Consider the following 26,634-nt stretch of genomic DNA (forward strand, 5'->3'; position numbering starts at 1 on the left):
CGCATCACGTCCCGGCACCAGCAATTCCATCGACAGGCCGGCCATCTGCCCTTCCGGATAGACGAAGCAGCGCTCGCAGGCGGTGTTGGCCTGGTGCACGCGGCCGTTGCGGTCGGCCACCAGCATGGCGCCGGGCAGCGCTTCCAGGATGGCGGCCAGGCGCGCTTCCTCGGCCAGCACGCGGTAGGAAATGTCGCTGATGGTGCCGGACAGGCGCAGCGGCCGGCCCGCCGCATCGCGCGCCATCACCATGCCGCGCGCCAGCACCCATTTCCAGCTGCCGTCGCGGCAGGCCATGCGGAATTCCATCATGAACGGGCCCTGCTCGCTGGCCGGATCGTCCAGCCGGGCGGTATCGTCCAGCACGCGCTGGCGGTCGTCCGGGTGCACGTGCACCGACCATTCCTCGGGATTGCGCGGCGTCAGTTCCTCCGGGCGGTAGCCCAGGATTTCGCAGTAGCGCGGCGACAGGTGCAGCAGCGGCTTTTGCGGCTGCCAGTCCCACATGCCTTCGCCCGAGCCTTCCAGCGCGAAGTGGGCGATGCGCTCGGCATCGTCGACGCGGTCTTCGGCGCCGCGCAGCGCGCGGCTCAGCTTGCGCAAGCGCCAGGCGGCTGCCAGGGCCAGCGCGGCCAGCACGGCGCCCACCGCATATTCCCAGGGCGGGGTGGCGTTGCTGGCGCGGTAGAGGAAGCCGTCCAGCTGGAAGCCGGGCGGCAGCATGCCCAGGCTGGCGTAGGTGTCGGCAATGGCTTGCCAGCGCACGGGGTTGCTGTAGCCCAGCTCGATCAGGTTCTGCTCCAGCAGGGGCGCGGTCTGCTGCGCCTCGAAGATCAGGTGCTCGCGCGAGCTGCGGTCCGGGTAGCGGGCGCGGATCAGATCGGCGATCTCGCCCGGGTGGGCCATGGCGTAGCGCCAGCCTTTCAGGGTGGCGGCGCGCATGGCGCGCGCCCGCGCCGGGTGCTCGCGCAGTTCGCTTTCGGTGGTGTACAGCACGTCGCCGTAGAAATCGATGCCGGCGCTGCGCGGGCTCAGCATGTCGTAGCTGACGTTGGCGCGTTCCAGCACGAAGGGGGCGCTGGTGGTGTAGACGGACATGGCGTCCACTTTGCCCTGCAGCAGTTCATCATAGCTGTAGCTGTGCGCGCGGATGTCCAGCTGCTCCGGGCGCACGCCTTCGCGCTGCAGGTAGGCCAGCGCTTCATGGTCGCCGGGCGAGAGCATCAGGCGCGCGTGGTTCCACGGCACGCGCTTGCCGTCCGGGCCGCGCCGCACCGCCAGCGCGGCGGCCGAATGCTGGAAGATCGAGGCCAGCACCACCACCGGCTGGCCGGCCGCGCGCCGCAGCAGCAGGCCACTGGCGCCGACGCCGTATTGCGCCTTGCCGTCGAGGACGACCTGGGCCGGATCTTCGCCGGGCTTGGCTTCGAGCAAGGTGACGTCCAGGCCCGCTTCGCGGTAATACCCTTTATCCTGGGCGGCGTAATAGCCGGCAAACTGGAACTGGTGCTGCCACTTGAGCTGTATCGCGACCTGTTCTGCGCCATGGCCCGGGGCCGCGCTGCAGACGAGCACCAGCACAGCCAGCAGGCGACGGACAGGACGCAGTGTTGGGCAGCGGCGTGGCGACAAGGGCTAACCTTTTTCGGCTTGGTGCGGTCAACTATAGCATCGATGAAATGGCTTATGGCATTTCCCCGCGGATGGAGAAATTAAGTGAAATCATTCTGCTGAAAGGTGTCTCAATTTTAACACTTACGCCTGTTGTGGTTTGCAATCGGCCGGCTCAGGCCCCGTTGCCGGGGGCGAAACTACCGGCGAACTGGTAGCGGTGTCCCGGGTGCCACATAGTGGCGATCGAGGCCACCTTGCCGGCCGACTGGGTCTGGCGCTTGAGCACCAGGCAGGGCTGGCGCGCGTCCATCGACAGCATGTCGGCGATGTCGCGCGGGGGCATCAGCGCTTCCACACTGTAGCTTGCGCCCTGCAAGGGAGCGGCCGCCATCAGGTATTCATTCGGCGTGGTGTGGGTGAAATCCTGTTCCATGTAGCCGGGCGCGCACTGCGGGTTGACCCAACGGTCCTCGACCTGGATCGGCACGCCGTTCTCGAAGTGGACAATGATGGAGTGGAACAGCGGGTGGCCGGCCGGCAGGTCGAACTGCTTGGCCAGCAGCTCGTTGGCGCGCGCACGCTCGAGCTGCTGCAGGCTGGAACGGTGGGCGTGGCCGCGCGCCCGCACTTCGTCGGCAATGCTCTTGATTTCGAGCAGGGTAGCCTGATATTTTTGCTGCGCCACGAAGGTGCCCGAACCCTGGCGCCGCGTCAGCACGGCTTCGGCGGTCAGTTCGCGCACGGCGCGGTTGACGGTCATGCGCGAGACGCCGAATTGCTTGACCAGGGCCTGCTCGGAAGGGATCACATCGCCTTCTTTCCAATGGCCGGCGGCAATTTGCGCCAGCAGGTAGTCCTTGATGCGTTGAAAGATGGGAGTATTGTTGTCTTGCTGTGGTTGGTCGTCCAAACTTTTCTCCGGGCGTCTGTGCCTTGCAATTCTAGCATCGGGGGGCCGAATTCAAAAGCAAGAGCCGGAGTGCGGCGGCGGGACGGCCTGCCTATGATGGGCACATCGATTGACTACGCGGAGCAAGGCCATGAGCAAGTCCAAATACCTGAACGACGAGATGCGCTGGGCGGCGGTGCAGCGGCGCGATGCGGCCGCGGACGGGGAATTCTTCTATTCCGTGCGCAGCACCGGCGTGTACTGCCGCCCGTCCTGCGGGGCGCGGCCGGCGCTGCGCGCCAATGTCGCCTTCCACGCTTCCACCGCCGACGCCGAGGCGGCCGGCTTCCGCGCCTGCATGCGCTGCAAGCCGGACCAGCCGCCGCTGGCCGAGCGCCACGCGGCCATGGTGGGGGAGATGTGCCGCCTGATCGACGCTTCCGAGTCCGAGCCGGACCTGGCGGCGCTGGCCGAGGCGGCGGGCATGAGCCGCTTCCATTTCCACCGCATTTTCAAGTCGGTGACCGGCCTGACGCCGAAAGCCTATGCGGCCGCGTCGCGCAAGCAGCGCATGCAGACCGGGCTCGCTGCCGAGGCTTCGGTGACGGATGCGATCTATGCGGCGGGCTTCAATTCCTCCGGCCGCTTTTACGCGGCCACGCCGGGTGCGCTGGGCATGACGCCGTCCGCCTTCCGCGCCGGTGGCGCCGGCGCCCGGATCCGCTTCGCGATCGCCCAATGCTCGCTGGGCGCCATCCTGGTGGCGAGTACGGAGAAGGGGATATGCTCGATCCTGATGGGCGATGATCCTGAGGCTCTGGCGCGCGACCTGCAGGACCGTTTTCCCAAGGCGGAGCTGGTCGGCGCGGAGCCGGAATATGACCGCCTGGTGGCGCAGGTGATCGGCTTCGTCGAGGCGCCCGAGATCGGGCTCGATCTTCCTCTGGATGTGCGCGGGACGGCGTTCCAGCAGCGCGTCTGGCAGGCCTTACGCGAGATTCCGGCCGGGCGCACGGTCACCTACAGCGAACTGGCCGAGATCGTCGGCGCTCCCCGCGGCGCCCGCGCTGTGGCCGGCGCTTGTGCAGCCAACGCGATTGCCGTCGCCATCCCCTGTCACCGGGTAGTGCGCAATGACGGTTCGATTTCCGGCTACCGCTGGGGCGTCGAGCGCAAGGCCGCCCTGCTCGAGCGCGAGGGCGCCAAATGACGGCCCGCGCCGCCAGCCAGGTGCCTGCCACTTTCGTGGCTGGCACCAGCTTTTCGCCTTTGGTTTTCGACTGGCTGCAAATCGAGGCCGATCTGGACGCCTACGGCTGCGCGGTGGTGCGCAACGTGCTCTCGCCGGAGGAATGTGCCGTGCTCGCATCCTGCTACGCGGAGCCCGCCCTGTTCCGCAGCCGCGTCGTCATGGAACGCCACGGCTTCGGCCGCGGCGAATACCAATACTTCCGCTATCCGCTGCCCGACCTGATCGCCGAACTGCGCGAGCAAATGTACCCGCCACTGGCGCGCATCGCCAACCGCTGGTACGAAGCGATGGACCTGTCGCCGCGCTTTCCGCCGCACCACGCCGACTTCCTGCGCCGTTGCCACGAAGCGGGCCAGACGCGACCTACGCCTTTGCTGCTGCAATACGGCGCCGGCGACTACAACTGCCTCCATCAGGACTTGTACGGCGATCACGTCTTCCCGCTGCAGGCAGCCTTCCTGCTTTCGCGTCCAGGTGTCGACTTCGAAGGCGGCGAGTTCGTGCTGACCGAACAGCGCCCGCGCATGCAATCGCGCACCGAAGTCGTGCCGCTGGCGCAGGGCGATTGCGTGATCTTTCCTGTTTTCCACCGCCCCGTGAACGGGACGCGCGGCGTGTATCGCGTCAACATGCGCCACGGCGTCAGCCGGTTGCGCGCCGGCCACCGCCACACCCTCGGCATCATCTTCCATGACGCGGCCTGACGGGGAGTAGAGGGTGTATATCTCGATTTCGCGAAACTCCTTAAACGTCCTTATTCCTCCTCAAACCTCCATTTTTTTACTTATTTCTACTCAAATTGGAAGCGCGCACGCTGTCAGCGCTCAGCCATTCGGTCGTGCCTGGAAACAGCAACCAAATCGATTTCCATGCGTTGCAGCCATAGCCATGGGCGGCGCTCGCAAATCGCGCCGGCGTAGTGGCCTGCCCATCCGCAACGAGCGTGTCGCCATCCACTCGCGCGACAAATTGCTGTTTGCGAACCACGGTGCGCAGCACAGTCCCCGTTGGCAGAAACAACGATTTCCACTGATAACCGTGCAGTGATTCGAGAGGTTCTATGCTTCGCGCCGCCTGATCTGCCGCGATCCAGGCGTAGAGAGCCTGGCCGACAATCTCGGCCAGCGGCGTCTTGATGCCATGCTCGTCCATGTGCTTCGAGACATCCATGAAGGCCTGCATCGGTGCAGGCACGTTCCAAATGAAGTTATCCATGCTGGTCTCCCGGTTGGTTCTTCAGCTTGGATAAAAAAAAGGAGGAATAAGTTCAATCAAGGAGGTTTGAGGAGGTTTAAGGTCGTTTAAGGAGAATCCCGAAATCGAGACATACACCCCATATTCCCCGCAGCGCGCGCGAAAAAACGGCCCGCGCAGGCGGGCCGAAGGTGGTACAGGAGGAGGGGGCTCAGGCGCTCAGTCGCGCCAGCGTGAAGAGGGCGAGGGTGACGACGATCGCGCCGCCGATGCGGGTGGCGATCTGCGCGAACGGCATCAGTTGCATGCGGTTGGCCGCGGTCAGGATGGCGACATCGCCGGTGCCGCCCTGGCCGCTGTGGCAAGCGTTGATGATCGCCGCTTCGATCGGATACATCTTGAGCGCGCGTCCCACAAAGAAGCCCGTCACCATCAGCGTCGCCACGGTCGCCACAATCGTGACCAGATTGACGACGGTGAAAGCCGCAACCAGTTTTTCCCACGGCGTCATTGCGGCGCCGATCGCGAACAGCAGGGGATAGGTGACCGCCGTCGAGAAGAACTTGTAGACAACACTGGAAGCCTGCTGCAGTTGCGGCGACACCACGCGCCCCAGTTTCAGCAGCACCGCAATAAACAGCATCACCACCGGCGCAGGGAATTCAAACAGCTTGTGCGACATCACGCCGACCATGTACAGCGAAATCGCAGTCAGACCGGCGGACGCGATCTGGCCGATGTCCACCGAGCCGGCCGGCAGTTCGGCCACGCGCAACTCCTGCTCAACGCCCGGTTGCAGACGGCCTTCGCCGGTCAGGTGCGGGAAGCGCTTGCCGACGAAGTTCAGCGCTCCGGACATCAGGATCGCGCTCAGGCTGCCCAGCATCACCGGCGGCAGCACCTCGGCAAAGACATCGCCCTGCGCCACGCCGAGAATGCCAGCATAGCCGATCGACAGCGGAATCGCCCCTTCGCCCACGCCGCCCGCCATGATCGGGATGACGATGAAGAACAGCGTATGGTGCCAGCCCAGTCCAAGCGCGGTGCCGACGCCAGTGCCCACCAGCGCCGCCGCGACGGTGCCTGCCGCCAGCGGTGCGAAAATCTTCAGGAAGCCCTGCACCAGCACCGTGCGGTCCATGCTGAAAATGCTGCCCACGACGATGGACGCGATGAACAGGTAAAGGAAGTTGCTGTTCTTGGTGAATTCGGACACATTCTTCAGCAGCACCGGCGGAATCGCGTGCATGTACACCAGGAAGGACGGCACGAAGGTCGCGAAAATCGCCGCCGCGCCGATGTGGCGCAGCACCGGCAGGCGCTTGCCGAATTCTGCGCAGGTGAAGCCGCCGATCGCCAGCACGGCAATCGACACCGAAATATCGGTCGGCACCTTGCCCTGCACGACGAAGCCGGCGATCAGCGCCGCCAGCAGGAAATAAGATCGGCAGCGGTATAAGGCCGACGCGCATTTCCATCGCGCGCCATGCATACATATGCCAGGGCGTCTTACCACCGGCCTGGCGGGCGCTGTCTTCGAGGTTTGGGCCGGCGTCGGTGGATGCCGGCTGTTGGGGTTTGGCGGCGTACATTGCGTCTCCTGTTGCTATGTTCTGATGACGGCACTGTACTAAACCAAGCTTTCATTTCGCTTTCCCCTACGGCAGTTCGCGCGAAGAATATGGGTCAATCGAGTAGGGATAATGCTGGTCGAGGAAGCCTTCCTGTGCGCGCACACGTTCGATCCACGCGCAAACATGAGGGAAATCAATCAGCGGCAGGCCCGCTTCATCGGCGCGGTGCGTATAGGCAAACAGTGATATATCGGCAATCGTGTAGTTGCCGCCACAAATAAAGGGCCGCGCGGACAGCTCGCGATCGAGGATGTCCAGCGCCTTCAGCCCGCCTTCGCGGCGCATGTGTACCAGCGCCTCGGGGCGGCGCGCCAGCTTGCCCGTCATCGTCCAGTGCCGCAGCGATGCAATCGCGAGTACATAGTTCTGCTCAAAGGACATCCACTGCTGCACCCTGGCCGCCTCGAACGGATCGGATGGCAGGTAGCGCGTGCCATGCGCCAGATAAGTGAGAATTGCGTTCGATTCCGCCAGCACGCGCCCGTCATCGAGCCGCAGCGCCGGCACCGCGCCGGTCGGGTTCACGGCCAGGAATTCGGGACGCTGGCCGTCGCCCTCGAAGATGCTGACCAGCTCCGTTCGGTAGGGCAGCTGCAGGTGGTTGAGAAGCAGGCGCACCTTGTAGGCGTTCTGCGATGGGAGGTAGTCGTATAAGGTCATCATGGTGAATACATTGGACCACGCCCGCATTTTCGCTACACTCTGCTTCTTGCTTTCGAATTCCACAAGGAGACCACGACAATGCCCTTCCGCCGCACGCTGTTCGCCGCCGCCGCGATCGCCGCCACAAGCTGCGCCATCGCTGCCCATGCCGGAACCGTCATCGAAAACGCCAACGGTTACACGCTGAACGCCAACAACCAGCTGGTGCGCTTCACCGCGCTGGCCTTTGACGACAAGGGCCGCATCGTCGCCGTCGGCAGCGCCAGGGAGGTGGCAAGGAAAGCGATGGGCTACACGCGCATCGACCTGCACGGCAAGACCGTGCTGCCCGGCCTGATCGACGCGCACGGCCACGTGTTTGGCCTGGGCAGCATTGCCACGTCCGCGGAACTCTACAGCTCAACCTCGCTGCAAGGCGCGCTCGATGCGATCGGCAAGTTCGCGCAAGCCAATCCGGGCCGCGCCTGGGTGGTCGGCAATGGCTGGAACCAGGAAATCTGGAAGCTGGGCCGCTTCCCCACCGCCGCCGAACTGGATGCCGTGGTCGCCGACCGCCCGGCCGTGATGCACCGCGTGGACGGCCACGCCATGTGGGTCAACAGCAAGGCGCTGCAACTGGCCGGCATCGGCAAGGACACCAAGGACCCCGCCGGCGGCAAGATCGACCGCGACGCCAACGGCAACGCCACCGGCCTGCTGGTCGATAATGCGATGGAATTCATCGACAAGGTCATGCCGCCGCCCACCGAAGCCGAAGCGCGCGGCATGCTCGATGGCGCGCTGAAAGCTCTGTCCAGCGTCGGCCTGACCAGCGTGCACGATGCCGGCATCGACGCCAAGTCCGACCGCCTGTTCCGCGACTACGCCGACCACGGCAAACTGACCACGCGCGTCTACGCCATGATCATGGATACCGGCGCCGACTTCGACCAGCTCTCGAAAAACGGCCCGCTGAAATCCTACGCCAACGACTTGTATGCGCTGAGCGCCGTGAAGCTGGTCAGCGACGGCGCCCTCGGCAGCCGCGGCGCCGCCCTGATCGAGCCATACAGCGACGACCCGCACACGCGCGGCCTGCTGTTCTATACCGACGGCGACGTGCAGCAGAAGATCGCCAAGGCCGCGAAAGCCGGCTACCAGGTCAATGTGCACGCCATCGGCGACGCCGGCAACAAGCAGGTGCTGGACGGCTTCGCCAAACTGGGCGCCCAGCCTGAAATGCGCCACCGCATGGAGCACGCCCAGGTCGTGCAGCTGAAGGACATCCCGCGCTTCAGGCAGCTGGGCATCGTGCCCTCCATGCAGCCGACCCACGCCACCTCCGACCAGAACATGGCCGAACAGCGCGTCGGCCACGAACGCATCAAGGGCGCCTACGCCTGGCGCACCTTCCTCAAGCAGGGCTCGCGCATCGCCTGCGGCTCGGACTTCCCGATCGAGTCGCCCAATCCCTTCCAGGGCATCCACGCCGCCGTCACGCGCCAGGATATGTCCAACTTCCCGGCCGGCGGCTGGTACAGGGAACAGGCCATGACCCTGCAGGAAGCCTTCCGCTGCTTCACCATCGACGCCGCCTGGGCCGCCCACCAGGAAAAAGCCATCGGCTCCCTGGAAACGGGCAAATGGGCCGATTTCGTCGTCACCGACCGCGATTTGTTCACCGTCCCCGCTGCCGAAATTGGCAAAATAGGCGTACTGGAAACCTGGGTCAGCGGCAAGCAAGTCTACAAAAAGTAAAGCAACCCAAGGCCTAAACCAGGTGGCTGCCACATCGTGGCAGCCACCAGTCTCTGCCTTTGGTTTCAAAAAAATAACAGTTGACTCAGCTTGTCTATACAACTTATCCTGTCTGCATTGGCGGGCCTGCGCGCCCGCTTGTCCACACACGAGGAGATGACATGAGCAACCTGGAAAACGATCCCCGCTACGACGCCACCCGCGAAATCCGCGCCCCGCGCGGCTCCGGGCGCGTGTGCAAGACCTGGGGCGCCGAAGCCGCCTACCGCATGCTCCAGAACAACCTGGACGCGGAAGTGGCCGAAAACCCGAAGCACCTCGTCGTCTATGGCGGCATCGGCCGCGCCGCGCGCAACTGGGAATGCTTCGATCAGATCCTCGACTCGCTGAAAAAACTGGAAGCCAATGAAACCCTGCTGATCCAGTCCGGCAAGCCGGTGGGCGTGTTCCAGACCCACGAGGATGCGCCGCGCGTGCTGCTGGCGAATTCCAACCTGGTGCCGAAGTGGGCCAACTGGGAGCACTTCAATGAACTGGACCGCAAGGGCCTGTTTATGTACGGCCAGATGACGGCCGGCAGCTGGATCTATATCGGCACCCAGGGCATCGTGCAGGGCACCTACGAAACCTTCGCCGAAGCGGGCCGCCAGCACTTCGGCGGCGACATGAAGGGCCGCTGGATCCTGACCGCAGGCCTGGGCGGCATGGGCGGCGCGCAGCCGCTGGCCGCCACCTTCGCCGGCGCCGTGTCGCTGAACATCGAGTGCCAGCAATCGTCCATCGATTTCCGCCTGCGCACCAAATACCTGGACAAGCAGGCCGCCTCCATCGACGAAGCGCTGGACATGATCCGTTTCCACAAGGAGCGCGGCGACGCCATCTCCATCGGCCTGCTGGGCAACGCGGCCGAAGTGCTGCCCGAACTGGTCAAGCGTGCCCAGGCCGGCGGCATGGTGCCGGACCTGGTCACCGACCAGACCTCGGCGCATGACCTGATTAACGGCTACCTGCCGCGCGGCTGGAGCGTGACCGACTGGAAGGCCGCGCAGCAGGACGAGAAGCGCCACGCCCAGCTGAAAGCCGCCGCCGCCGATTCCTGCGCCGCCCACGTGCAGGCCATGCTGGCCTTCCAGCAGTTGGGCGCGAAGGTGGTCGACTACGGCAACAATATCCGCCAGGTCGCCTTCGACCAGGGCGTGCAGAACGCCTTCGATTTCCCGGGCTTCGTGCCGGCCTATATCCGCCCGCAGTTCTGCGAAGGCCGCGGCCCGTTCCGCTGGGTGGCGCTGTCCGGCGACCCGGAAGATATCTACAAGACCGACGCCAAGATCAAGGAACTGTTCCCGCACCACGCCAATGTGCACCGCTGGCTGGACATGGCGCGCGAGCGCATCGCCTTCCAGGGCCTGCCGGCGCGCATCTGCTGGCTGGGCCTGGGCGAGCGCCACATCGCCGGCCTGGCCTTCAACGAGATGGTGCGCAAGGGTGAGCTGAAGGCGCCGATCGTGATCGGCCGCGACCACCTGGACACCGGCTCCGTCGCCTCGCCCAACCGCGAGACCGAAGGCATGCGCGACGGCACCGACGCCGTGTCCGACTGGCCGTTGCTGAACGCCCTGCTGAACACTGCCGGCGGCGCGACCTGGGTCTCGCTGCACCACGGCGGCGGCGTCGGCATGGGCTATTCCCAGCACGCGGGCGTGGTCATCGTGGCTGACGGCACCGACGAAGCAGCGAAGCGCCTGGCGCGCGTGCTGGTCAACGACAGCGGCTCCGGCGTGATGCGCCACGCCGACGCCGGCTACGAATCCGCCATCGCCTGCGCCCAGCGCAACGGCCTGAACCTGCCAATGATCAAATAAAAACCATCGGCCCAAAGCAGGTGTCTGCCACGATGTGGCAGACACCAGGTTCACGCCCTTGGTTCTAAAGAGAGCTACCAATGACCCCAACCCTGACCCTCAAACCCGGCAAACTCGCGCTGACCGAGCTGCGCGCCGCCTGGACCGCCCACGGCAAGATCGCCCTGGCCGCCGAAGCCTACGGCGCCATTAACGCCTCGGCCCAGGCCGTGCAGGACATCGTCGCCAAAGGCGATGCCGCCTACGGCATCAACACCGGCTTCGGCCTGCTGGCCAAGACCCGCATCCCGGACGACAAGCTGGAACAGCTGCAGCGCAACCTGATCCTGTCGCACTCCGTCGGCACCGGCGACCTGATGCCAGACCACGTGGTTCGCCTGCTGATGCTGTCCAAGATCGGCAGCCTGGCGCGCGGCTTCTCCGGCATCCGCCAGCTCGTGATCGACACCCTGATCGCCCTGTACAACGCCAACATCATGCCCGCCATCCCGGTCAAGGGTTCGGTGGGCGCCTCCGGCGACCTGGCCCCGCTGTCGCACATGACGCTGGCCATCCTCGGCGTCGGCCCCGTGCGCGTGAACGGTGAGCTGATGCAGGCCGCCGACGCGCTGAAGGCCGCCGGCATTGCGCCCGTGGTGCTGGCCGCGAAAGAGGGCCTGGCCCTGATCAACGGCACCCAGGCCTCCACCGCGCTGGCCCTGCATGGGCTGTTCATGGCCGAACGCCTGCTCGAAGCGGGCATGGTCACCGGCTCGCTGTCGCTGGATGCGGCCAAGGGTTCCGATTCGCCCTTCGACGCGCGCATCCACGAAGTGCGCGGCCAGCCGGGCCAGATCGCCGCTGCCGGCATCTACCGCCAGCTGGTGTCCAACAGCGCCATTCGCGCCTCCCACCTGGTGGGCGACGAGCGCGTGCAGGACCCGTACTGCCTGCGTTGCCAGCCGCAAGTCATGGGCGCCTGCATGGACCTGATCAACAACGCCGGCCGCACCTTGCTGATCGAAGCAAATGCCGTTACCGACAATCCATTGTTGTTCCAGAACGATGATGGCCCCGTGGTCGTCTCCGGCGGCAATTTCCACGCCGAGCCGGTGGCCTTCGCGGCCGACACCCTGGCCCTGGCCATCGCCGAAATCGGCAGCATTTCCGAGCGCCGCATCTCGCTGCTGATCGACGCCACCCTGTCCGGCCTGCCGCCCTTCCTGGTGCGCGACCCGGGCGTCAATTCCGGATTCATGATCGCCCACGTGACGGCAGCCGCCCTCGCTTCAGAAAACAAGTCGCACGCGCATCCGGCCAGCGTGGACACCATTCCCACTTCCGCCAACCAGGAAGACCATGTGTCCATGGCCACCTTCGCGGCGCGCCGTTTGGACGAAATGGCGCACAATACCGCTGCCATCATCGGCATCGAACTGCTGGCCGCCGCCCAGGGCATCGATTTCCACCGCCCGCTGAAAACGTCGCCGCAGCTGGAACACGTGCACACGCAATTGCGCGCACAAGTGCCGTTCTACGACGCCGACCGCTTCTTCGCACCCGATATCGAAGCGGCCAAGCAGATGGTGCTAAAGGGTGAACTGAGCGCTACCTGCAAGAACCTGTTCACGGCGCTGCATCCGTAAAGAGGAGGGAAGGGCATGGACTATCACTTCAAGGCGGGCACCATCCCGCTGCTCGTGTCGATGCCCCATGTGGGCACCGGGATCCCGGAAGATATCGCCGCCACCATGACGCCCGCCGCCGGCGAGCGGGCGGACACGGACTGGCACCTGGTCCGGCTCTATGGCTTCCTGCAGGAGCTGGGCGCGTCCACCCTGTCGGCGCGCTGGTCGCGCTATGTGATTGACCTGAACCGCCCACCCGAAAACACCAACCTGTATCCGGGCCAGGACACGACCGGCCTGTGCCCGCTCGATACCTTCCACCGCGAGCCGCTCTACCTGCCCGGCAAGCAGCCCACCGAGGCCGAAGTCCAGCGCCGCCTGGCCGCCTACTGGCAGCCTTACCACACGCAGCTGCGCGAGGAGCTGGACCGCCTGTTGTCCGAGCATGGCAAGGTGGTGCTGTGGGATGCGCATTCGATCGCCTCCGTCGTGCCGCGCTTCTTCGACGGCAAGCTGCCGGACCTGAACTTCGGCAGCGCGGACGGCGCCAGCTGCGCCGCGGCGCTGACAAACGCCATCGCCGAATGCGCGCGCGCCGACGGCAATTTCACGGTGGCCGTCAACGGCCGCTTCAAGGGCGGCCATATCACGCGCTTCTATGGCCAGCCGGAGCAGGGCGTGCACGCGATCCAGCTGGAGATGTGCCAGTCCACCTATATGGACGAAACGGCGCCCTTCGGCTACCGCGAAGACCTCGCGGCCCAGGTCCAGCCGCTGTTGCGCCAGCTGCTGCGCACCGCCGCCGATTGGGTGAAACGATGAAGGCCCTGTTCGCGCGCCACGCGCTGCTGCCGGAAGGCTGGCGCAAGGATGTCCTGCTGCAGTGGAACGACCGCGGCAACCTGAGCGCCGTGCAGACGAACGCGGTGGCCGCCTCCGGCATCCCGTCCGTGGGCTACATCCTGCCCGGCATGATCAACCTGCATTCGCACAGCTTCCAGCGCGCGCTGGGTGGCCTGACCGAAAAGGCCGGCGACAGCAAGGATAGTTTCTGGACCTGGCGCGACCTGATGTACCGCTTCGCGCGCAATATCACGCCGGAGCAGATGGAAGCCATCGCGGCCCAGCTGTTTACCGAATGCCTGCGCCACGGCTACACCTCGGTGTGCGAATTCCATTATGTGCAGCGCGCGCCGGACGGCAGCATGTACCCGCGCGCCTCCGAAACGGCGCAGCGCGTGATTGACGCCGCGCGCCACACGGGCATCGGCATCACCATGCTGCCGGTGCTTTACAGCTATGCCGGTTTCGGCGCGCAGGCGCTCAGGCCCGAGCAGGCGCGCTTTCGCACCGATGCGCGCGATGTGCTGAAGATCATCGGCGAGTTGGAACCGCTGCGCGATGTGCAGGTGGAAGTGGGCGTGGCGCCGCACTCGCTGCGCGCGGCGTCCGTGGCGCAGATCCGCGACGTGCTGGAACATTTGCCGAAGGCGCGTCCCGTGCATATCCACATCGCCGAGCAGCAGGGCGAGGTGCAGCAGTCGCTGGAATACAGTCAGCGCCGGCCGGTGCAGCACCTGTTCGACCAGCTGCCGGTGGACCAGCGCTGGTGCCTGGTGCACGCCACCCACCTCAGCGAAGATGAAATTTCTTCAATCGCGCAAAGCGGCGCGGTCGCTGGCCTGTGCCCGACCACGGAAGCGAACCTGGGCGACGGCGTCTTCCCGCTCGAGCCTTTCCTCGCGCAAGGCGGACGGTTCGGCATCGGCAGCGACAGCCATATTTCGCAATCCGCAATCGAGGAATTGCGCTGGCTCGAATACGGGCAGCGCCTGGCGCAGCAGCGCCGCAATATCGCCGTATCCGAACAACAGCGTGATGTCGGCGACTTCTTGTGGCAATCGGCCCTGCAGGGCGGGGCCCAAGCATGCGGCCGGCCGGTGGGTGCGCTGGTCGCGGGCAAGCGCGCCGACCTTATTGTGTTGGATGATGACCACCCGAACCTGGACGGATTGCACGATTCCGAGCTTTTAGGGAGCCTCGTTTTCTGCGGAAATGATAATCTAGTCAAAGACGTAATGGTCGGCGGCCAGTGGGTGGTGCGCGACCAGAAGCACGTGGCGCAACCGGCCATCACCGCGCGCTTCAAGAAGACGCTGGCCGAATTGCGCGAGCTACGATCATGACCAAACTGATTCAGTACGCAAGCCTGCATGCCACGCCGTGGAAGAACGGCGGCGGCAGCACCACCGAAATCACCGTCTTCCCACCCGGCGCCACCTTTGACGATTTCGACTGGCGTATCAGCCTGGCCACCATTACGCAGTCCGGCCCCTTCTCCGTATTTCCCGGCATCGACCGTTCCCTGTCCCTGGTGGACGGCGCGGGCGTGGTACTGGATGTGGGCAACGAGCGCCGCGTTGCGCTCAGCGACCGTGAACCTATCGTCGCCTTCCCCGGCGAGATCGAGGTGCACGCCACCGTCGATGGCGGCATGACGACGGATTTCAATGTCATGACGCGCCGCGCGCAGTGCAACCACCAGCTGGAGCGCCGCGTGGTGCGCGATTTCTCCACCCTGGAGCGGCGCAGCGAAACGACCATCGTGTTCCTGGCCGAAGGCGAGAGCCTGACCCTGATCAGCGGCAGCGAACGTATCTCCATGGTACGCTATGATGCCGCCGTCCTCGAGAAAGAGGATGTGTGGACGCTGGAGTCGGGCCACGCCACGGTCTTCATCGTAGATATTTTCCCCAACGACGAGTAAGCAAAGCATGGCAGCAGCAGCCTGGGACCTTCTGATCACCAACATCCACCTGGCCACGATGGCCGCCCCGGGCGCTGCTCCCGGCGCAAGCTACGGTGAGCTGCGCGACGCCGCCATCGCCGTCAAGGATGGCCGTATCGCCTGGTTCGGCCCCGCTGCCGACGCTTCGGTCCACGGCGCCGCCGCTGAAGTGCGCGACGGCGAAGGCTGCTGGCTCACGCCCGGCCTGATCGACTGCCATACCCACATCGTCCACGCCGGCAACCGCAGCGACGAATTCGAGGCGCGCCTGAACGGCGCCACGTATGAAGATATTTCACGTGCCGGCGGCGGCATCATGTCCACCGTGCGCGCCACCCGCGCCGCGTCCGACGATGAACTGCTGCAGCAAAGCCTGCCGCGCATCGAAGCCTTGCTGGCCGAGGGCGTGACGACCATCGAGATCAAGTCCGGCTACGGGCTCACGCTCGAATCTGAAGCCAAGATGCTGCGCGTTGCGCGTCGCGTCTGCGAAGTGTTGCCGGTGCGCGTGCGCACCACCTTCCTCGGTGCTCACGCTCTGCCGCCCGAGTTCCGCGACCGCGCTGACGACTACGTCCAGCTGGTGTGCGACATGATCCCAACGCTGGCAGGAGAGGGCCTGGCCGATGCGGTGGACGCGTTCTGCGAGCGCATCGGCTTTAGCGCGGCGCAGACCGAGCGGGTGTTCGAGGCCGCACGCACGCATGGCCTGCCCGTGAAACTGCATGCCGAGCAGTTGTCCGACCAGGGCGGCGCTGCGCTCGTGGCGCGTTACGGCGGCCTCTCCGCCGACCACCTCGAGCACCTGAGCGACGATGGCATCGCCGCCATGGCCGCCGCCGGCACGGTCGCCGTGCTGCTGCCCGGCGCCTACTACTTCCTGCGCGACACCACGCCGCCTCCTGTCGCCGCGCTGCGCGCCGCCGGCGTGCCGTTGGCCGTCGCCACCGACAACAATCCCGGCACCTCGCCGATGACGTCGCTGCTGCTGGCGATGAATATGGTGTGCACCTTGTGGCGCCTGACGCCGCTGGAAGCGCTGGCCGGCTGCACCATCCACGCCGCCCGCGCCCTCGGTCTGCAGGACGAAGCCGGCTCTCTCGAAATCGGCAAGCGCGCCGACTTCGCGCTGTGGCGCATCGCGCGCCCCGCCGACCTGTCCTACGCCATCGGCTTCAACCCCTGCCACGCCGTCGTCAACGCCGGCGCCTGGCGCGCCCCCCACCTCGCATCCTCGACCCCCTGGTGACTCCGCCGCCATCCCCCGCCGCACTGTCCGCGCCATCCGGCCGCGCCGCACTGACCGCGCCCGCGTCTGCGCCGACGCCGCTGCACCGAGTAACGCCCACGTCCGCACATTGCGTCGCAATCGCCGCCGGCGCCGCGCTGCGCGCAATCCTCTCCTTGCTCGCCGCCTTCTGCCTGCTGACCCCAGCACACGCCGAAGACAATAAACTGCGTGTGGGATCGAAACGCTTCACCGAATCCTACATCCTGGGCGAGCTGATCGCCCAATCCGCTGGCCACGCCGGGCACAAGCAAGGCCTCGGCAACACAGCCATCGTGCTGGCAGCGCTGAAGTCGGGCAGCATCGACGTCTACCCCGAATACACCGGCACCATCGACCAGGAAATCCTGAAGCGCACCAGGCCCGGCACGCTCGAAGAGCTGCGGCAGGAACTGAGGCCGATGGGCCTCGGCGTCGCGATCCCGCTCGGCTTCAACAACACCTACGCCCTGGCCGTGCGCAACGAGCCCAATGCCCCGCGCACCCTGAGCGAACTCGCATCGCGAAAGGATATGCGCTTCGGTCTCTCCCACGAATTCATCGGCCGCGCCGACGGCTGGCCCGGCCTCGCAACCCGCTACGGCCTGCGCCAGCAACCGCGCGGCCTCGATCACGGCATCGCCTACGAAGCCCTCGCGCAAAAGCAGGTCGACGTCATCGACATTTACTCCACTGACGCCAAGATCAGCCAATACGGCTTGCGCGTCCTTGAAGACGACCGCCGCTACTTCCCCCGCTACGACGCTGTCCTGCTCTACCGGCTCGACGCCGCCGCCCGCTTCCCCCGCGAATGGCGCGCCATCCAGCAGCGCCTCGAAAACCGCATCAGCGCCGCCGACATGATCGCCATGAACGCCGCCGCCGAGCTCCAGTCGCAGCCCTTCGCCGCCATCGCCCGCACCTGGCTCGCCCAGCACCCCGCCGCCGCGCCGTCCACCGCCGCGTCCACGGCCGCTGACGACGCATCAGCCACCGCAACCAGCGCGTCAAACAACGCCGTCCCTGCCAAGCCCCCCGCAAACGACGCGCCGCAAGCACAGCCCTCCGCAAGTCCCACCAAGCCCACCTTGACCGCGAGACTCTTCGCAGAAGACCTCTGGCCGCTCACCCGCCAGCACATCACCCTGGTCGCCCTGTCAGTAGCATTGGCCTGCGCCGCCGGCATCCCCCTCGGCATCCTGGCCGCATACCAGCCAGCGCTGAAGCAACCGGTAATGGCCGCAACAGGCATCCTGCAAACCATCCCATCGCTTGCCCTGCTGGCCATCCTGATCCCGTTAATGGGCGCGATCGGCCCAGGCCCCGCGCTGGTCACGCTCTTCGTCTATGCACTGCTGCCGATCGTAAGAAACGCCTGCACCGGCATCGAAGCCGTGCCGAAGGGGTTGAAGCAGGCAGCCGAAGCGCTCGGCCTGAAGCCCGCGCAAAGACTGCTGCATATTGAATTGCCGCTGGCCGCCCCGGTAATCCTGGCCGGCGTAAAGACCGCAGCGGTAATGAGTGTAGGTACGGCGACGATCGCCGCCTTCATCGGCGCCGGCGGTTACGGCGAACGCATCACCACCGGACTCGCCCTGAATGACAACGACCTGCTGCTGGCCGGCGCCATCCCCGCCGCAGCATTGGCCCTGCTGACACAAGCCGTGTTCGAACTGCTGGAGCGCGCCGCGCAATTGCGTCGCAACAAGTTGTAAGCAACTCTCGGCGGCTGGTAAAAATTTGTAAGTGACGGGGTAGGCAGACTGATCAGCGACTATATTAAAGTCGTTGATTCATCTCCCCAATCCCAACTGACACCTGGGTTTTCCCCACCCACGCAACCACGAGCCGCGTGGGTTCTTTTTGCCCGCAATCAGGAACGCGCCAGTTTCGTCAGCGCATCGCCCGTCACGCGGCACACGCGCCAGTCCGGCAGCACGTCCGCGCCCATCGACTCGTAGAAATTGATCGCGTTCGAATTCCAGTCCAGCACCGACCACTCGAAGCGGCCGCACTTGCGCTCCACGGCCAGCTGGGCCAGCGCGATCAGCATCTGCTTGCCATAGCCGCTGCCGCGACGGTCCTGCTTCACGTAAAGGTCTTCCAGGTACAGGCCCTTCTTGCACAGGAAGGTGGAGAAATTGTGGAAGAACAGGGCGTAAGTCACGACCTCGCCGCCGGTTTCGCCGACGATGGCTTCGGCTACCGGCTTGTCGCAGAACAGCGCCTCTTGCAGCATGGCTTCATTTGCCACCACCAGGTGTTCCAGTTTCTCAAAGACGGCCAGCTCCTGGATCATGCCGAAAATGGCGGCGACATCGTCAGGGCGGGCAGGGCGGATATGCAGATTGCTCATGATGCTTTCTTCAAAGATAAAGTCGGGTTGGCGGCTGGTGCGGACGGCGTACGTAGCGCCCAGGCTACGCTGGCCAGGCACGTACCCATGCCCAGCCACTCCAGCGCGCCGGGACGGAAATTCTCAAGCCGGATAGACAGCAGCACGGAAATCACCGGCGTCACCACGCCGATGTAGACGGCCTTTTGCGTGCCGAGGCGGTGGATCAGCGTGAAATAGCAGGCGAAGGCGATCACCGAACCGAACAGGGACAGATAAAGCAAGCCCGCCCAATACTTCGGCGCCGTCGGCACCACAAAGGACGCGCCGCTGAGCGCAGCCCAGCCGGCCGCCGTCAGCGTGCCCCACAGCATGCCCCAGGCCATGACCAGCAGCACATTGGGCGTGTATTTGCGTACCTTCACGGCCAGCGTGTTGCCGACGGTGCTGAAAATGGTGGCCATCAGGGCCAGGCCGAGTCCCAGCAGGAAATGGCCTGTGCCGCCGGACATGATGTCCTGCAGCGAGGCGGCGATCGAGTGATAGAACAGGATGATCACGCCCAGCACCGCCACGCTGCCCGTGGCATAGGTGCGCAGGTTCAGCGGCGTGCCGAAAAAGAGGCGGCTGCAGATCGGATTCCAGAACACCATCAGCGCGAACAGGACGGCCACCAGGGCCGACACCAGATACTGCTCGGAACTATAGGTAAAGATGTAGCTGAGCCCGAACGTGGCGCAGCCGTGCAGGATGGTCCAGCCCTGCGCTTTCGCAGGCAGGCGCAGCTTGTCGCCGCGCAGCAGGCACCACGCGAACAGCACGGCGGACGCCAGCGCAAACCGGTAAACCACGGACACGACGGGCGCGATTTCGCCCAGTTGCAAGGTAATCGCGTAGAAAGTGGAACCCCAGATCAGGCAGGCAATAACAAAGAGAGCAGAGGAAGGCATCCGGCGAGTATACGTCCTTTCGCCGGAAATTGCCCAAGAGCTACTGTCAGTAAGCCAGGTTCAGGCGGCGGTACAGGACACCCAGCACGAACAGCGGTCCGATCAGCAGGAAACGCAAATCGTCGAAGAAGGAAGGCTTCTTGCCCTCGATCTTGTGGCCGATAAATTGTCCAATCCAGGCCAGCACGAAAATCAGAATACTTAGCGGCAGCACCGCTGGCCGCGGCAGCGCCGCCAGCACTACCAACATCAGCGCCGACATCAGCAGCATCCCGAACGCAAAGTTGCGCGACAGTTTGAAGTAATACACCAGCGCCGCCACCACCGCTGCCAGTGCGAGCAGCGGATGCACGGCCCAGATCAAGCCCAGCAGCGAAAACACGATCAGCGGCACGCACACGCAATGGATCGCTTCATTGGTCGGATTCAGGTGGCTTTCGCTGTATTTCTCCAGCAGGGTATCAATCGTGCGCGCGTCGGACATAGTGGAAGTCTCCGTGTGATTATTGGTATATAGCACTACCGTTCGATTCTACACCTGTACAATGGCCGCATGTCATCCGTTCAGCTCACCGGCCTGGCGCCGGTCATCGACGTCCACACCCGCATCCTTATTCTCGGCAGCTTCCCCGGCGCCGCCTCCCTCGCCGCGCAGCAGTACTACGCCCACCCGCGCAACCACGCCTGGCCGATCCTCGCCGCGCTCACCGGGGAACCGCTGGCAGATCTGCCCTACGCCGAGCGCTTGCCGCGCCTGCTCGCTCACCACATCGGCCTGTGGGACGTCCTCGATGCCTGCGAACGCGAAGGCAGCCTTGACTCAGCCATCCGCAAGCCCGCTGCCAACGACTTCGCCCGCCTGCGCCAGCTCTGCCCCGCCCTGCACACCGTCGGCTTCAATGGCCAGACCTCCGGCAAATTCGCCCCCCAGTTCGCCGCCCAGGGCTACCGCACCCACGTTCTTCCCTCGACCTCGCCGGCCCACGCCGCGTTGTCCTTTGAAGAGAAGTTGCGCTTGTGGCGCCAGCTAATTCCCTGACGGGGTTACGCTGGCTGGCGGCGCGCTAATTGATCGGCTGGACCGCCAGGCGAAGACCCATTGCATTCAAGACCGCGCGCAGGGTCTTCAGCGACGGATTGCCCTGTTTGGACAAGGTGCGGTACATGGTGTTGGGATTTGCGTCAGCCCGGCGCGCGACCTCCTGCACGCCTCCGAATGCATTGCTCAAATATCGTAATGCCATCATGAGGTCCACTTCGTCTCCGGTCGCGAGCACGTCGTTGAGATATTCTGCCGCCAGGGCCGGATCTTTCTGAAACATCTCGATGGTTGCTTCATCATGAGAGCGGTATGTCTTAGCCATTTCTACACTTCCAGTCTCGCAGCATATTGATAGCCGACGCGATATCGCGTTCCTGTGTTCCCTTTGTGCCTCCGCAAGCCAGGAGAATGATCGTCTTGCCGACGAACATTTTAGCTTATAGGCGAATGACTGCAAGACGATGCAATTAGAATCGCATGTGGACAAATGGGATGATTTGATCTGTGTCCCGCCACTGCCAAACAATGCGATGTCCTCGCGTAAGCAAGGTTGGAAGCGGTGGCACGGCAGGGCGCCTGAAAGCAGCGTGCTCGGTGCACGCGCGTCCGCCTACTAGATTGTGGAGCTGCCATCGTTTAGTCCAGCCGTATGCAGAGAAAGCCATGCGGCGGCGGCATCAGCTTCTCTTGATGTGGGCTGCCATGTAATCGAGCAGCAGCCGCACCGCCGGCAGCAGGCCGCGGCGCGATGGAAACACGGCGTGGACGACGCCTCCCTTGGGCTCCCAGCCCGGTATCACATCCAGCAACGTACCGTTTTGCAGATTATCTTCCACCACCATGCAGGGGAGTTGGACGATGCCCACGCCATTCAGGGCCGCCTGCCGCAAGGCGGTCATGTCATCCGTTATGTAGCGCGGACGGTGCCTGACTTGCGCCTCTTCGCCCTCGGGGCCGGCCAGTTGCCAACAGTGATCGCGGATCGGTCCCCAGTCCAGGCTGGGTAATCCCGCCAGGTCCGCCGGCACCACAGGGGGAACGCGGGTCTTCAGGAAATCGGGTGAGGCCACCAGCCGCTGTGGACTGTCGGACAGGACGCGCATCACCAGGTCGCTGTCCTCCAGCGGCGGGAAGCGCACCCTCAGTGCCAGGTCAAGGCCTTCGCCCAGGACATCGACGCGCCTGTTCGTCGCCTCCAGATGAATTTCGACCTTGGGATACTCGGCCATGAAGCTCGTCAGCAGGGGGCCGATACGGTACTCAAGCAAGGCCGTGGGACAGCTCATGCGGATAATGCCTTGCGGCGCTGCGCGCTTGCTTTCGATGACGGCGCGCGCCGCATCGGCTTCGACCAGCACGGCCACGCAGTGCCGGTAGAACTCATGGCCGGTCTCGGTGACCGAGAAGTGCCGCGTCGAACGCTGCAGCAGGCGCACGTCATAGCGCTCCTCGAGGGCGGCAATGCGCCGGCTGAGCTTGGACTTCGGCATGTTCAGGGCGCGGCCGGCCTGGGTGAAGCCGCCGTGCTCGACCACTTTTACAAAGTAGAAGAGATCATTCAGGTCGTCCATTTTCGTTCCGCGCAAAGAACAATGACTGAATTGTAAGCGACTGCGATTGGCTACGGTCCCGTCATTGTTCCTTAAATGGGACAGAGTCTCCAACGGATCGATCTACCTACCCTCACTTTCACTGTCCATACTGTGTTCGTACGGCTTCGGGCCGGAGTGCATGGAGATAGTCATGAAGAGAGTAATCAAGGTGGAAAGCGCAGCCCACCCGCACTGGGTCGGCGACGGTTTTCCGGTACGGTCGATGTTCTCCTACCAAAGCCATGGCAAGTCACTCAGTCCTTTCCTGCTGTTGGACCGTGCCGGTCCGGCCGAGTTCGCACCAACCGGCGGTGCCCGCGGCGTCGGCCAGCATCCGCACCGGGGCTTCGAGACCGTCACCATCGTCTATCAGGGCGAAGTTGCGCACAGCGACTCGACCGGCCAGAGCGGCGTGATCGGTCCGGGCGATGTGCAGTGGATGACGGCCGCCTCCGGCATCCTGCATGAGGAGTTTCACTCTCCCTCCTTCTCGCGCAAGGGCGGCACGCTCGACATGGTCCAGCTGTGGGTCAATCTGCCCGCGAAGGACAAGATGGCGGCGCCGGGCTATCAGGCCATTTCGAACGAGTCAATTCCTTCGGTGCCCCTGGCCGCCGATGCGGGAACGGTGCGCGTGATCGCCGGCAGCTATGCAGGACACCCGGGGCCTGCGCGCACTTTCACGCCCATGGATGTGTGGGATATCCGGCTCAAGGCTGGCGCCACTGTGGAATTGCCGGCCAAGGCAGGCTGGAATGCTGCCGTCATCGTGCTTCACGGAGCCGTGCAGGTCAACGGTGAGGCGCTTGTGGGCGAAGCCCAGATGGCCTTGCTGGATCCGGAAGGCAGCAGCTTTTCGCTGAAAGCGACCAGCGACGCCGTGCTGCTTTTCCTGAGCGGTGAACCGATCGATGAACCGATCGTCGGGCACGGTCCTTTCGTCATGAATACCCAGGAGCAGATTGGCCAGGCACTGGCCGACCTGAGAAGCGGCCGCTTTGGCGCGGCCGGGCTCTGACCGGAACCTTGAAAGGAGCGGACGATATGAACGAACTCCATCAAATTGCCGTGCTGTATGCGAAGCCGGGCAGGGAGGAAGCGCTACGCGACAACCTGATTGCGCTGGTCGCGCCCTCGCGGGACGAAGAAGGCAACCTGCGCTACGACCTTTATGGCGACGTGAACGACCCGCGCCGCTTTATCTTCATCGAAACCTGGGCCAGCGCCGCGGCCCAGCGCCGCCATCACGAGCATGGCCTGCATATTCGCCACTTCCACGAGAACGGCGATGCGGACGTTGAGCGGCGCGAAAGTTTTTACGTTATCGAACCGATAGCGTGATCCCGGGCGGCGGGCGCTATCCCGCCTGCCGCTCACTAAAACCCCTGAATTGAAGGAGACCAGCATGACCAGCGAAGCTATCCGTGATCCGCGCCAGGACCACTTGTTGACCCCGCAGAACGCCGCCTTTGTCATCATCGATTACCAGCCAGTCCAGGTGAATTCCATCGCCTCAATGGACCGCCAGCTTCTTATCAATAACATCGTCGGCACCTCCAAGGCGGCCGTGGCCTACGGCCTGCCGATCGTACACTCGACGGTCAACGTCAAGACCGGCCTGAACAAGCCGCCGATCAACCAGTTGCAAAAGGTCCTGGGCGACTTCCCCACCTACGACCGCACTTCCATCAATTCCTGGGAAGACATCGAATTCCGCAAGGCAGTGGAGGCAACGGGCCGCAAAAAGCTCATCATGACGGCGCTGTGGACCGAAGCCTGCCTGACCTTCCCGGCACTGGATGCACTCAAGGAAGGCTATGAAGTTTTCGTCGTCGCCGACGCGGTGGGCGGCACCTCGGTTGCCGCACACGAGATGGCGCTGCGGCGCATCGAGCAGGCCGGCGGCCAGATGATCAGCGTGGCCCAGCTGTTCTGCGAACTCCAGCGTGACTGGAAGCGCCAGGAAACCGTCCCTGCCTTCATCAACCTGTTCATCGAAACGGGCGGCACGGCAGGCATCCAGTTCAGCTACGACCGCACGGAATAATCGCCGTCCGGCGACCGCGGGCAGGGCGCTTCACCGGTTTGATGCGCCTGCCCGGAGGCTTTATGCAGCAATGATGCGGAACTCAGTCGCCCTGGCGACAGGGCGTACAAAATTGCGTTCGCGCTTCAGTTCCACGATTCCGTAATTGGACATGGTTTTAAGAGTGCGGGATAGGTTGCTGACTTTGCGGCCGGTGGCTTCGGCCAATGCTGAAATTGATTCCGGTTGCGTTTCCATGATCACCCGCAGTAAGGCGCGGTTGTCATCGCTGAGAACTTCCGCAAGAGATTTCATCGACGTGAACCAGACTTTGGGTTCGTCTGGCTTGGGCTTGTAGTCGCCGCGGGCGATTGCCAGAACGCGTTCGCGAATCCTCTCTTGCGGCATGATGCCAATCAGAATTGCTTTCATTACTTTCGTATCTCCAAAAGGATGCGGTCAGCGTCCGCGAAAAAATCGTTGAGCAGTTGCTGGGCATCCTTGAACTCATAAGGTACACCTAAGTCCGAAGCATGACGATGTTTATGATCGAATGGCAGCCTGCGGCCGGAGTATTTGAGTTTCCTGGGCGGTCGTATTGCGTGAGCATTGTCATATCCAAGAAGACGTCTGCCATCCGGGCCGTGCAACGTTAGCGAGTAACGAATGCCGTGCGGTATGGCCGGCGATACCTCGACCTGCCGTGCTTCGATTTTGATCCAGTAGCCATCGCCTTGGTCGAGGACCGAGTCATCCAGGTCCAGCAGCGTGTCGATGACAGGATCACCATTCATAAGTAGTTTATCATCAGCTGATATTATTTGCGCGCGTGGGATGCTAAGTCGGCTGACGAGCTACAAGGGGGCTTGGACCGTCCTCGGCGAAGTTCTTCAAAATTGCCGCCGTCGAACAGGTAGTAGCTTGTTTCGCCCCCTGTCCCGCGCTCATCGCGGCTTCCATGAACTACAAGCAGCCGGCTGTCGCGCCTGAATTCGAGTGGTTGAGAAACGTCAAAACCCCAGTTTGATACCGTGAATGGCAGCCAATAAACGTCGCCAGACTTGGCATCGATCGCCGCCCCCATCACGCAAGATGCACCGCATCCCCAACTCGCCAGCACAAAGTGTCCAGCAAAGTTCGCCCTTCGGCCATCGTACCGCGCAGCCGCATAGTCCTTGAATTGGGGAACAGCGCTGGCGCTGAGGCTCAGCCAGGAGATGCCAACCGCGATAAGTGAATGTGGCCGCATGAGTTAGTACCAATGAATCTTTTCCCAGAATCGCCTGGCAACGGACGCGGACCTGCGTCGACAACGCCTTCGAACTCTGCGCAATCAGCCAAAGTAAATGGCGATGTTGGTCAACCGGTGGTGTTCGATTTGGCGCTTGAGGCAGGATTAGGGCGAAGTATGACGGTCGGCATATGTCCTCCATGGTGGAGCTCTCATCGTAGATCGTCCAAGGCCGGGTCATTTCGAGATGCGGCATATTCAGGCATCTGCCGCATCAAATTTCAGACTATTACCGCGCGGCAGCGGTGTTACTATTGGCGCACATTCACAAGAGGAGCAAGCATGCCCGCCACCGATCCGCGCATCGACGAATACATCGCCAACGCCGCCGAATTCGCCCAGCCGATTCTGCAGCACCTGCGCGCCGTGATACACGAGGCGTGTCCAGAAGTGGAGGAGACGATGAAGTGGAGCATGCCGCACTTCATGTACAACGGCATCCTCGCGAACATGGCCGCGTTCAAGCAGCATTGCGCGTTTGGCTTCTGGAAGGGCGAGCTGCTGCTGTCGGAAGCGGATGACAAGGGCAAGGAAGCGATGGGCCAGTTTGGACGCATCACGTCCGTCAAGGACCTGCCATCGAAGAAGGCCTTAACAGGCTACGTGAAGCGGGCGATGGAGCTGAACGCGGAAGGCGTGAAAGTGCCGTCGCGCGCCAAGACCAAAACCCCGCGTCCGCTCACCGTGCCGGAATACTTCGCGAAGGCCCTGAAGGCGCAACCGGCGGCGAACAAGCACTTCGAAGCTTTCTCCACTAGTGCAAAACGCGAATACGTGGACTGGCTGGAAGAAGCGAAGACCGAGACAACGCGCCTGCGCCGCATGGACCAGGCCATCGAGTGGATCGCCGAAGGCAAGCAGCGCAACTGGAAATACATGAACTGCTAATTG

25 protein-coding genes and 2 pseudogenes are annotated in these 26,634 nt (G+C 63.9%); 15 read left to right on the forward strand and 12 right to left on the reverse strand.

Annotation, left to right across the window (positions count from 1 at the left end):
• Positions 1–15: 15 nt before the first annotated feature.
• Positions 16–1,581 (reverse strand): annotated as a pseudogene (locus ACHMW6_RS02390) (ABC transporter substrate-binding protein); the annotation flags it as partial.
• A 205-nt stretch (positions 1,582–1,786) separates the two neighbouring features.
• Positions 1,787–2,524 (reverse strand): histidine utilization repressor, encoded by a 738-nt coding sequence (gene hutC / locus ACHMW6_RS02395; RefSeq protein WP_395405233.1) that lies wholly within the window; start codon positions 2,522–2,524, stop codon positions 1,787–1,789.
• 130 nt (positions 2,525–2,654) lie between these two features.
• Here hutC and ada point away from each other — a divergent pair, with 130 nt between their 5' ends.
• Together ada and ACHMW6_RS02405 are read left to right on the forward strand one after the other, a co-directional pair.
• The gene (gene ada, locus ACHMW6_RS02400; RefSeq protein WP_395405235.1) at positions 2,655–3,713 is read left to right on the forward strand and encodes a bifunctional DNA-binding transcriptional regulator/O6-methylguanine-DNA methyltransferase Ada; all 1,059 of its coding nucleotides are present in this window, start codon (positions 2,655–2,657) and stop codon (positions 3,711–3,713) included.
• A complete protein-coding gene (locus tag ACHMW6_RS02405) occupies positions 3,710–4,459 on the forward strand; it encodes a 2OG-Fe(II) oxygenase (protein ID WP_395405237.1) in 750 nt (249 codons plus the stop codon). Before ada ends, ACHMW6_RS02405 begins: the two co-directional genes overlap by 4 nt.
• A 76-nt stretch (positions 4,460–4,535) precedes the next feature.
• Here ACHMW6_RS02405 and ACHMW6_RS02410 read toward each other — a convergent pair whose 3' ends face one another.
• The 3 genes and pseudogenes from ACHMW6_RS02410 to ACHMW6_RS02420 all read right to left on the reverse strand — a co-directional run bounded on the left by ACHMW6_RS02410 (position 4,536) and on the right by ACHMW6_RS02420 (position 7,246).
• Positions 4,536–4,970 carry a hypothetical protein gene (locus ACHMW6_RS02410; RefSeq protein WP_395405239.1) on the reverse strand — a complete coding sequence of 145 codons (435 nt, stop codon included), beginning with the start codon at positions 4,968–4,970 and terminating at the stop codon, positions 4,536–4,538.
• Between the two features lie 190 nt (positions 4,971–5,160).
• Positions 5,161–6,541, reverse strand: a pseudogene (locus tag ACHMW6_RS02415) (2-hydroxycarboxylate transporter family protein).
• A gap of 66 nt (positions 6,542–6,607) precedes the next feature.
• A complete protein-coding gene (locus ACHMW6_RS02420; protein WP_395405241.1) occupies positions 6,608–7,246 on the reverse strand; it encodes a glutathione S-transferase family protein in 639 nt (212 codons plus the stop codon).
• Between the two features lie 78 nt (positions 7,247–7,324).
• Between ACHMW6_RS02420 and ACHMW6_RS02425 the strand changes: the two genes are divergently transcribed.
• From ACHMW6_RS02425 to ACHMW6_RS02460, 8 genes are all read left to right on the forward strand, one after another.
• A complete protein-coding gene (locus ACHMW6_RS02425; protein WP_395405243.1) occupies positions 7,325–8,983 on the forward strand; it encodes an amidohydrolase in 1,659 nt (552 codons plus the stop codon).
• A gap of 161 nt (positions 8,984–9,144) precedes the next feature.
• Positions 9,145–10,845, forward strand: a complete 1,701-nt coding sequence (gene hutU, locus ACHMW6_RS02430) for a urocanate hydratase (protein WP_395405245.1) — start codon at positions 9,145–9,147, stop codon at positions 10,843–10,845.
• Positions 10,846–10,925: 80 nt separating this feature from the next.
• Positions 10,926–12,470: a histidine ammonia-lyase gene (hutH, locus tag ACHMW6_RS02435; RefSeq protein WP_395405247.1), complete on the forward strand. Its 1,545-nt coding sequence runs from the start codon at positions 10,926–10,928 to the stop codon at positions 12,468–12,470.
• A 15-nt stretch (positions 12,471–12,485) separates the two neighbouring features.
• Positions 12,486–13,274 carry an N-formylglutamate deformylase gene (hutG, locus tag ACHMW6_RS02440; RefSeq protein WP_395405249.1) on the forward strand — a complete coding sequence of 263 codons (789 nt, stop codon included), beginning with the start codon at positions 12,486–12,488 and terminating at the stop codon, positions 13,272–13,274.
• Positions 13,271–14,638 carry a formimidoylglutamate deiminase gene (locus ACHMW6_RS02445; RefSeq protein WP_395405251.1) on the forward strand — a complete coding sequence of 456 codons (1,368 nt, stop codon included), beginning with the start codon at positions 13,271–13,273 and terminating at the stop codon, positions 14,636–14,638. The genes hutG and ACHMW6_RS02445 overlap by 4 nt, the downstream gene beginning before the upstream one ends.
• Positions 14,635–15,219 (forward strand): HutD family protein, encoded by a 585-nt coding sequence (locus ACHMW6_RS02450; protein WP_395405253.1) that lies wholly within the window; start codon positions 14,635–14,637, stop codon positions 15,217–15,219. The genes ACHMW6_RS02445 and ACHMW6_RS02450 overlap by 4 nt, the downstream gene beginning before the upstream one ends.
• Positions 15,220–15,226: 7 nt before the next feature.
• Entirely contained in the window at positions 15,227–16,489 is a 1,263-nt protein-coding gene (gene hutI, locus ACHMW6_RS02455; protein ID WP_395405255.1) for an imidazolonepropionase, read from the forward strand.
• A gap of 155 nt (positions 16,490–16,644) precedes the next feature.
• Positions 16,645–18,222, forward strand: a complete 1,578-nt coding sequence (locus ACHMW6_RS02460; protein WP_395408514.1) for a glycine betaine ABC transporter substrate-binding protein — start codon at positions 16,645–16,647, stop codon at positions 18,220–18,222.
• A 158-nt stretch (positions 18,223–18,380) separates the two neighbouring features.
• Here the strand turns inward: ACHMW6_RS02460 and ACHMW6_RS02465 are convergent, their stop codons facing one another.
• Genes ACHMW6_RS02465 through ACHMW6_RS02475 form a run of 3 tightly spaced genes read right to left on the reverse strand, consistent with a single transcriptional unit; the run spans position 18,381 to position 20,276 of the window.
• Positions 18,381–18,863 carry a GNAT family N-acetyltransferase gene (locus ACHMW6_RS02465; RefSeq protein WP_395405257.1) on the reverse strand — a complete coding sequence of 161 codons (483 nt, stop codon included), beginning with the start codon at positions 18,861–18,863 and terminating at the stop codon, positions 18,381–18,383.
• On the reverse strand, positions 18,860–19,792 hold the full coding sequence (locus ACHMW6_RS02470) for a DMT family transporter (RefSeq protein WP_395405259.1): 933 nt from the start codon (positions 19,790–19,792) through the stop codon (positions 18,860–18,862). Before ACHMW6_RS02470 ends, ACHMW6_RS02465 begins: the two co-directional genes overlap by 4 nt.
• A gap of 46 nt (positions 19,793–19,838) precedes the next feature.
• Positions 19,839–20,276, reverse strand: coding sequence for a DUF962 domain-containing protein (locus ACHMW6_RS02475; protein ID WP_395405261.1), 438 nt, complete (start codon positions 20,274–20,276; stop codon positions 19,839–19,841).
• Between the two features lie 69 nt (positions 20,277–20,345).
• Between ACHMW6_RS02475 and ACHMW6_RS02480 the strand changes: the two genes are divergently transcribed.
• Complete coding sequence (locus ACHMW6_RS02480; RefSeq protein ID WP_395405263.1) at positions 20,346–20,831, forward strand: DNA-deoxyinosine glycosylase; 486 nt, start codon at positions 20,346–20,348, stop codon at positions 20,829–20,831.
• A 25-nt stretch (positions 20,832–20,856) separates the two neighbouring features.
• On the opposite strand, the gene ACHMW6_RS02485 is transcribed toward ACHMW6_RS02480, so the two are convergent.
• Positions 20,857–21,156, reverse strand: a complete 300-nt coding sequence (locus ACHMW6_RS02485) for a DNA-binding protein (RefSeq protein WP_395405265.1) — start codon at positions 21,154–21,156, stop codon at positions 20,857–20,859.
• Between the two features lie 355 nt (positions 21,157–21,511).
• Positions 21,512–22,405 (reverse strand): LysR family transcriptional regulator, encoded by an 894-nt coding sequence (locus ACHMW6_RS02490; protein ID WP_395405267.1) that lies wholly within the window; start codon positions 22,403–22,405, stop codon positions 21,512–21,514.
• 172 nt (positions 22,406–22,577) lie between these two features.
• Between ACHMW6_RS02490 and ACHMW6_RS02495 the strand changes: the two genes are divergently transcribed.
• From ACHMW6_RS02495 to ACHMW6_RS02505, 3 genes are all read left to right on the forward strand, one after another.
• Positions 22,578–23,444, forward strand: a complete 867-nt coding sequence (locus ACHMW6_RS02495; protein ID WP_395405269.1) for a pirin family protein — start codon at positions 22,578–22,580, stop codon at positions 23,442–23,444.
• Between the two features lie 26 nt (positions 23,445–23,470).
• Positions 23,471–23,767, forward strand: coding sequence for a putative quinol monooxygenase (locus tag ACHMW6_RS02500; RefSeq protein ID WP_395405271.1), 297 nt, complete (start codon positions 23,471–23,473; stop codon positions 23,765–23,767).
• A gap of 64 nt (positions 23,768–23,831) precedes the next feature.
• Positions 23,832–24,473, forward strand: coding sequence for a hydrolase (locus tag ACHMW6_RS02505; protein WP_395405273.1), 642 nt, complete (start codon positions 23,832–23,834; stop codon positions 24,471–24,473).
• A gap of 60 nt (positions 24,474–24,533) precedes the next feature.
• On the opposite strand, the gene ACHMW6_RS02510 is transcribed toward ACHMW6_RS02505, so the two are convergent.
• Both ACHMW6_RS02510 and ACHMW6_RS02515 read right to left on the reverse strand, forming a co-directional pair.
• Positions 24,534–24,884, reverse strand: coding sequence for a helix-turn-helix domain-containing protein (locus tag ACHMW6_RS02510; RefSeq protein ID WP_395405275.1), 351 nt, complete (start codon positions 24,882–24,884; stop codon positions 24,534–24,536).
• The gene (locus ACHMW6_RS02515; protein ID WP_395405277.1) at positions 24,884–25,246 is read right to left on the reverse strand and encodes a DUF6516 family protein; all 363 of its coding nucleotides are present in this window, start codon (positions 25,244–25,246) and stop codon (positions 24,884–24,886) included. The genes ACHMW6_RS02510 and ACHMW6_RS02515 overlap by 1 nt, the downstream gene beginning before the upstream one ends.
• 779 nt (positions 25,247–26,025) lie before the next feature.
• Between ACHMW6_RS02515 and ACHMW6_RS02520 the strand changes: the two genes are divergently transcribed.
• Entirely contained in the window at positions 26,026–26,631 is a 606-nt protein-coding gene (locus tag ACHMW6_RS02520; protein WP_395405279.1) for a YdeI family protein, read from the forward strand.
• Positions 26,632–26,634 lie beyond the last annotated feature (3 nt).

It is taken from the genome of Pseudoduganella sp. UC29_106 (assembly GCF_044055365.1).
Taxonomy (GTDB): Bacteria; Pseudomonadota; Gammaproteobacteria; order Burkholderiales; family Burkholderiaceae_D; genus Rugamonas.

Excerpts from the sequence above, each read along its gene's own strand:
- ada (WP_395405235.1), top strand. The coding sequence starts at position 2,655 with ATGAGCAAGTCCAAATACCTGAACGACGAGATGCGCTGGGCGGCGGTG.
- ACHMW6_RS02405 (WP_395405237.1), top strand. The coding sequence starts at position 3,710 with ATGACGGCCCGCGCCGCCAGCCAGGTGCCTGCCACTTTCGTGGCTGGC.
- ACHMW6_RS02410 (WP_395405239.1), bottom strand. The coding sequence starts at position 4,970 with ATGGATAACTTCATTTGGAACGTGCCTGCACCGATGCAGGCCTTCATG.
- ACHMW6_RS02420 (WP_395405241.1), bottom strand. The coding sequence starts at position 7,246 with ATGATGACCTTATACGACTACCTCCCATCGCAGAACGCCTACAAGGTG.
- ACHMW6_RS02425 (WP_395405243.1), top strand. The coding sequence starts at position 7,325 with ATGCCCTTCCGCCGCACGCTGTTCGCCGCCGCCGCGATCGCCGCCACA.
- hutU (WP_395405245.1), top strand. The coding sequence starts at position 9,145 with ATGAGCAACCTGGAAAACGATCCCCGCTACGACGCCACCCGCGAAATC.
- hutH (WP_395405247.1), top strand. The coding sequence starts at position 10,926 with ATGACCCCAACCCTGACCCTCAAACCCGGCAAACTCGCGCTGACCGAG.
- hutG (WP_395405249.1), top strand. The coding sequence starts at position 12,486 with ATGGACTATCACTTCAAGGCGGGCACCATCCCGCTGCTCGTGTCGATG.
- ACHMW6_RS02445 (WP_395405251.1), top strand. The coding sequence starts at position 13,271 with ATGAAGGCCCTGTTCGCGCGCCACGCGCTGCTGCCGGAAGGCTGGCGC.
- ACHMW6_RS02450 (WP_395405253.1), top strand. The coding sequence starts at position 14,635 with ATGACCAAACTGATTCAGTACGCAAGCCTGCATGCCACGCCGTGGAAG.
- hutI (WP_395405255.1), top strand. The coding sequence starts at position 15,227 with ATGGCAGCAGCAGCCTGGGACCTTCTGATCACCAACATCCACCTGGCC.
- ACHMW6_RS02465 (WP_395405257.1), bottom strand. The coding sequence starts at position 18,863 with ATGAGCAATCTGCATATCCGCCCTGCCCGCCCTGACGATGTCGCCGCC.
- ACHMW6_RS02470 (WP_395405259.1), bottom strand. The coding sequence starts at position 19,792 with ATGCCTTCCTCTGCTCTCTTTGTTATTGCCTGCCTGATCTGGGGTTCC.
- ACHMW6_RS02475 (WP_395405261.1), bottom strand. The coding sequence starts at position 20,276 with ATGTCCGACGCGCGCACGATTGATACCCTGCTGGAGAAATACAGCGAA.
- ACHMW6_RS02480 (WP_395405263.1), top strand. The coding sequence starts at position 20,346 with ATGTCATCCGTTCAGCTCACCGGCCTGGCGCCGGTCATCGACGTCCAC.
- ACHMW6_RS02485 (WP_395405265.1), bottom strand. The coding sequence starts at position 21,156 with ATGGCTAAGACATACCGCTCTCATGATGAAGCAACCATCGAGATGTTT.
- ACHMW6_RS02490 (WP_395405267.1), bottom strand. The coding sequence starts at position 22,405 with ATGGACGACCTGAATGATCTCTTCTACTTTGTAAAAGTGGTCGAGCAC.
- ACHMW6_RS02495 (WP_395405269.1), top strand. The coding sequence starts at position 22,578 with ATGAAGAGAGTAATCAAGGTGGAAAGCGCAGCCCACCCGCACTGGGTC.
- ACHMW6_RS02500 (WP_395405271.1), top strand. The coding sequence starts at position 23,471 with ATGAACGAACTCCATCAAATTGCCGTGCTGTATGCGAAGCCGGGCAGG.
- ACHMW6_RS02505 (WP_395405273.1), top strand. The coding sequence starts at position 23,832 with ATGACCAGCGAAGCTATCCGTGATCCGCGCCAGGACCACTTGTTGACC.
- ACHMW6_RS02510 (WP_395405275.1), bottom strand. The coding sequence starts at position 24,884 with ATGAAAGCAATTCTGATTGGCATCATGCCGCAAGAGAGGATTCGCGAA.
- ACHMW6_RS02515 (WP_395405277.1), bottom strand. The coding sequence starts at position 25,246 with ATGAATGGTGATCCTGTCATCGACACGCTGCTGGACCTGGATGACTCG.
- ACHMW6_RS02520 (WP_395405279.1), top strand. The coding sequence starts at position 26,026 with ATGCCCGCCACCGATCCGCGCATCGACGAATACATCGCCAACGCCGCC.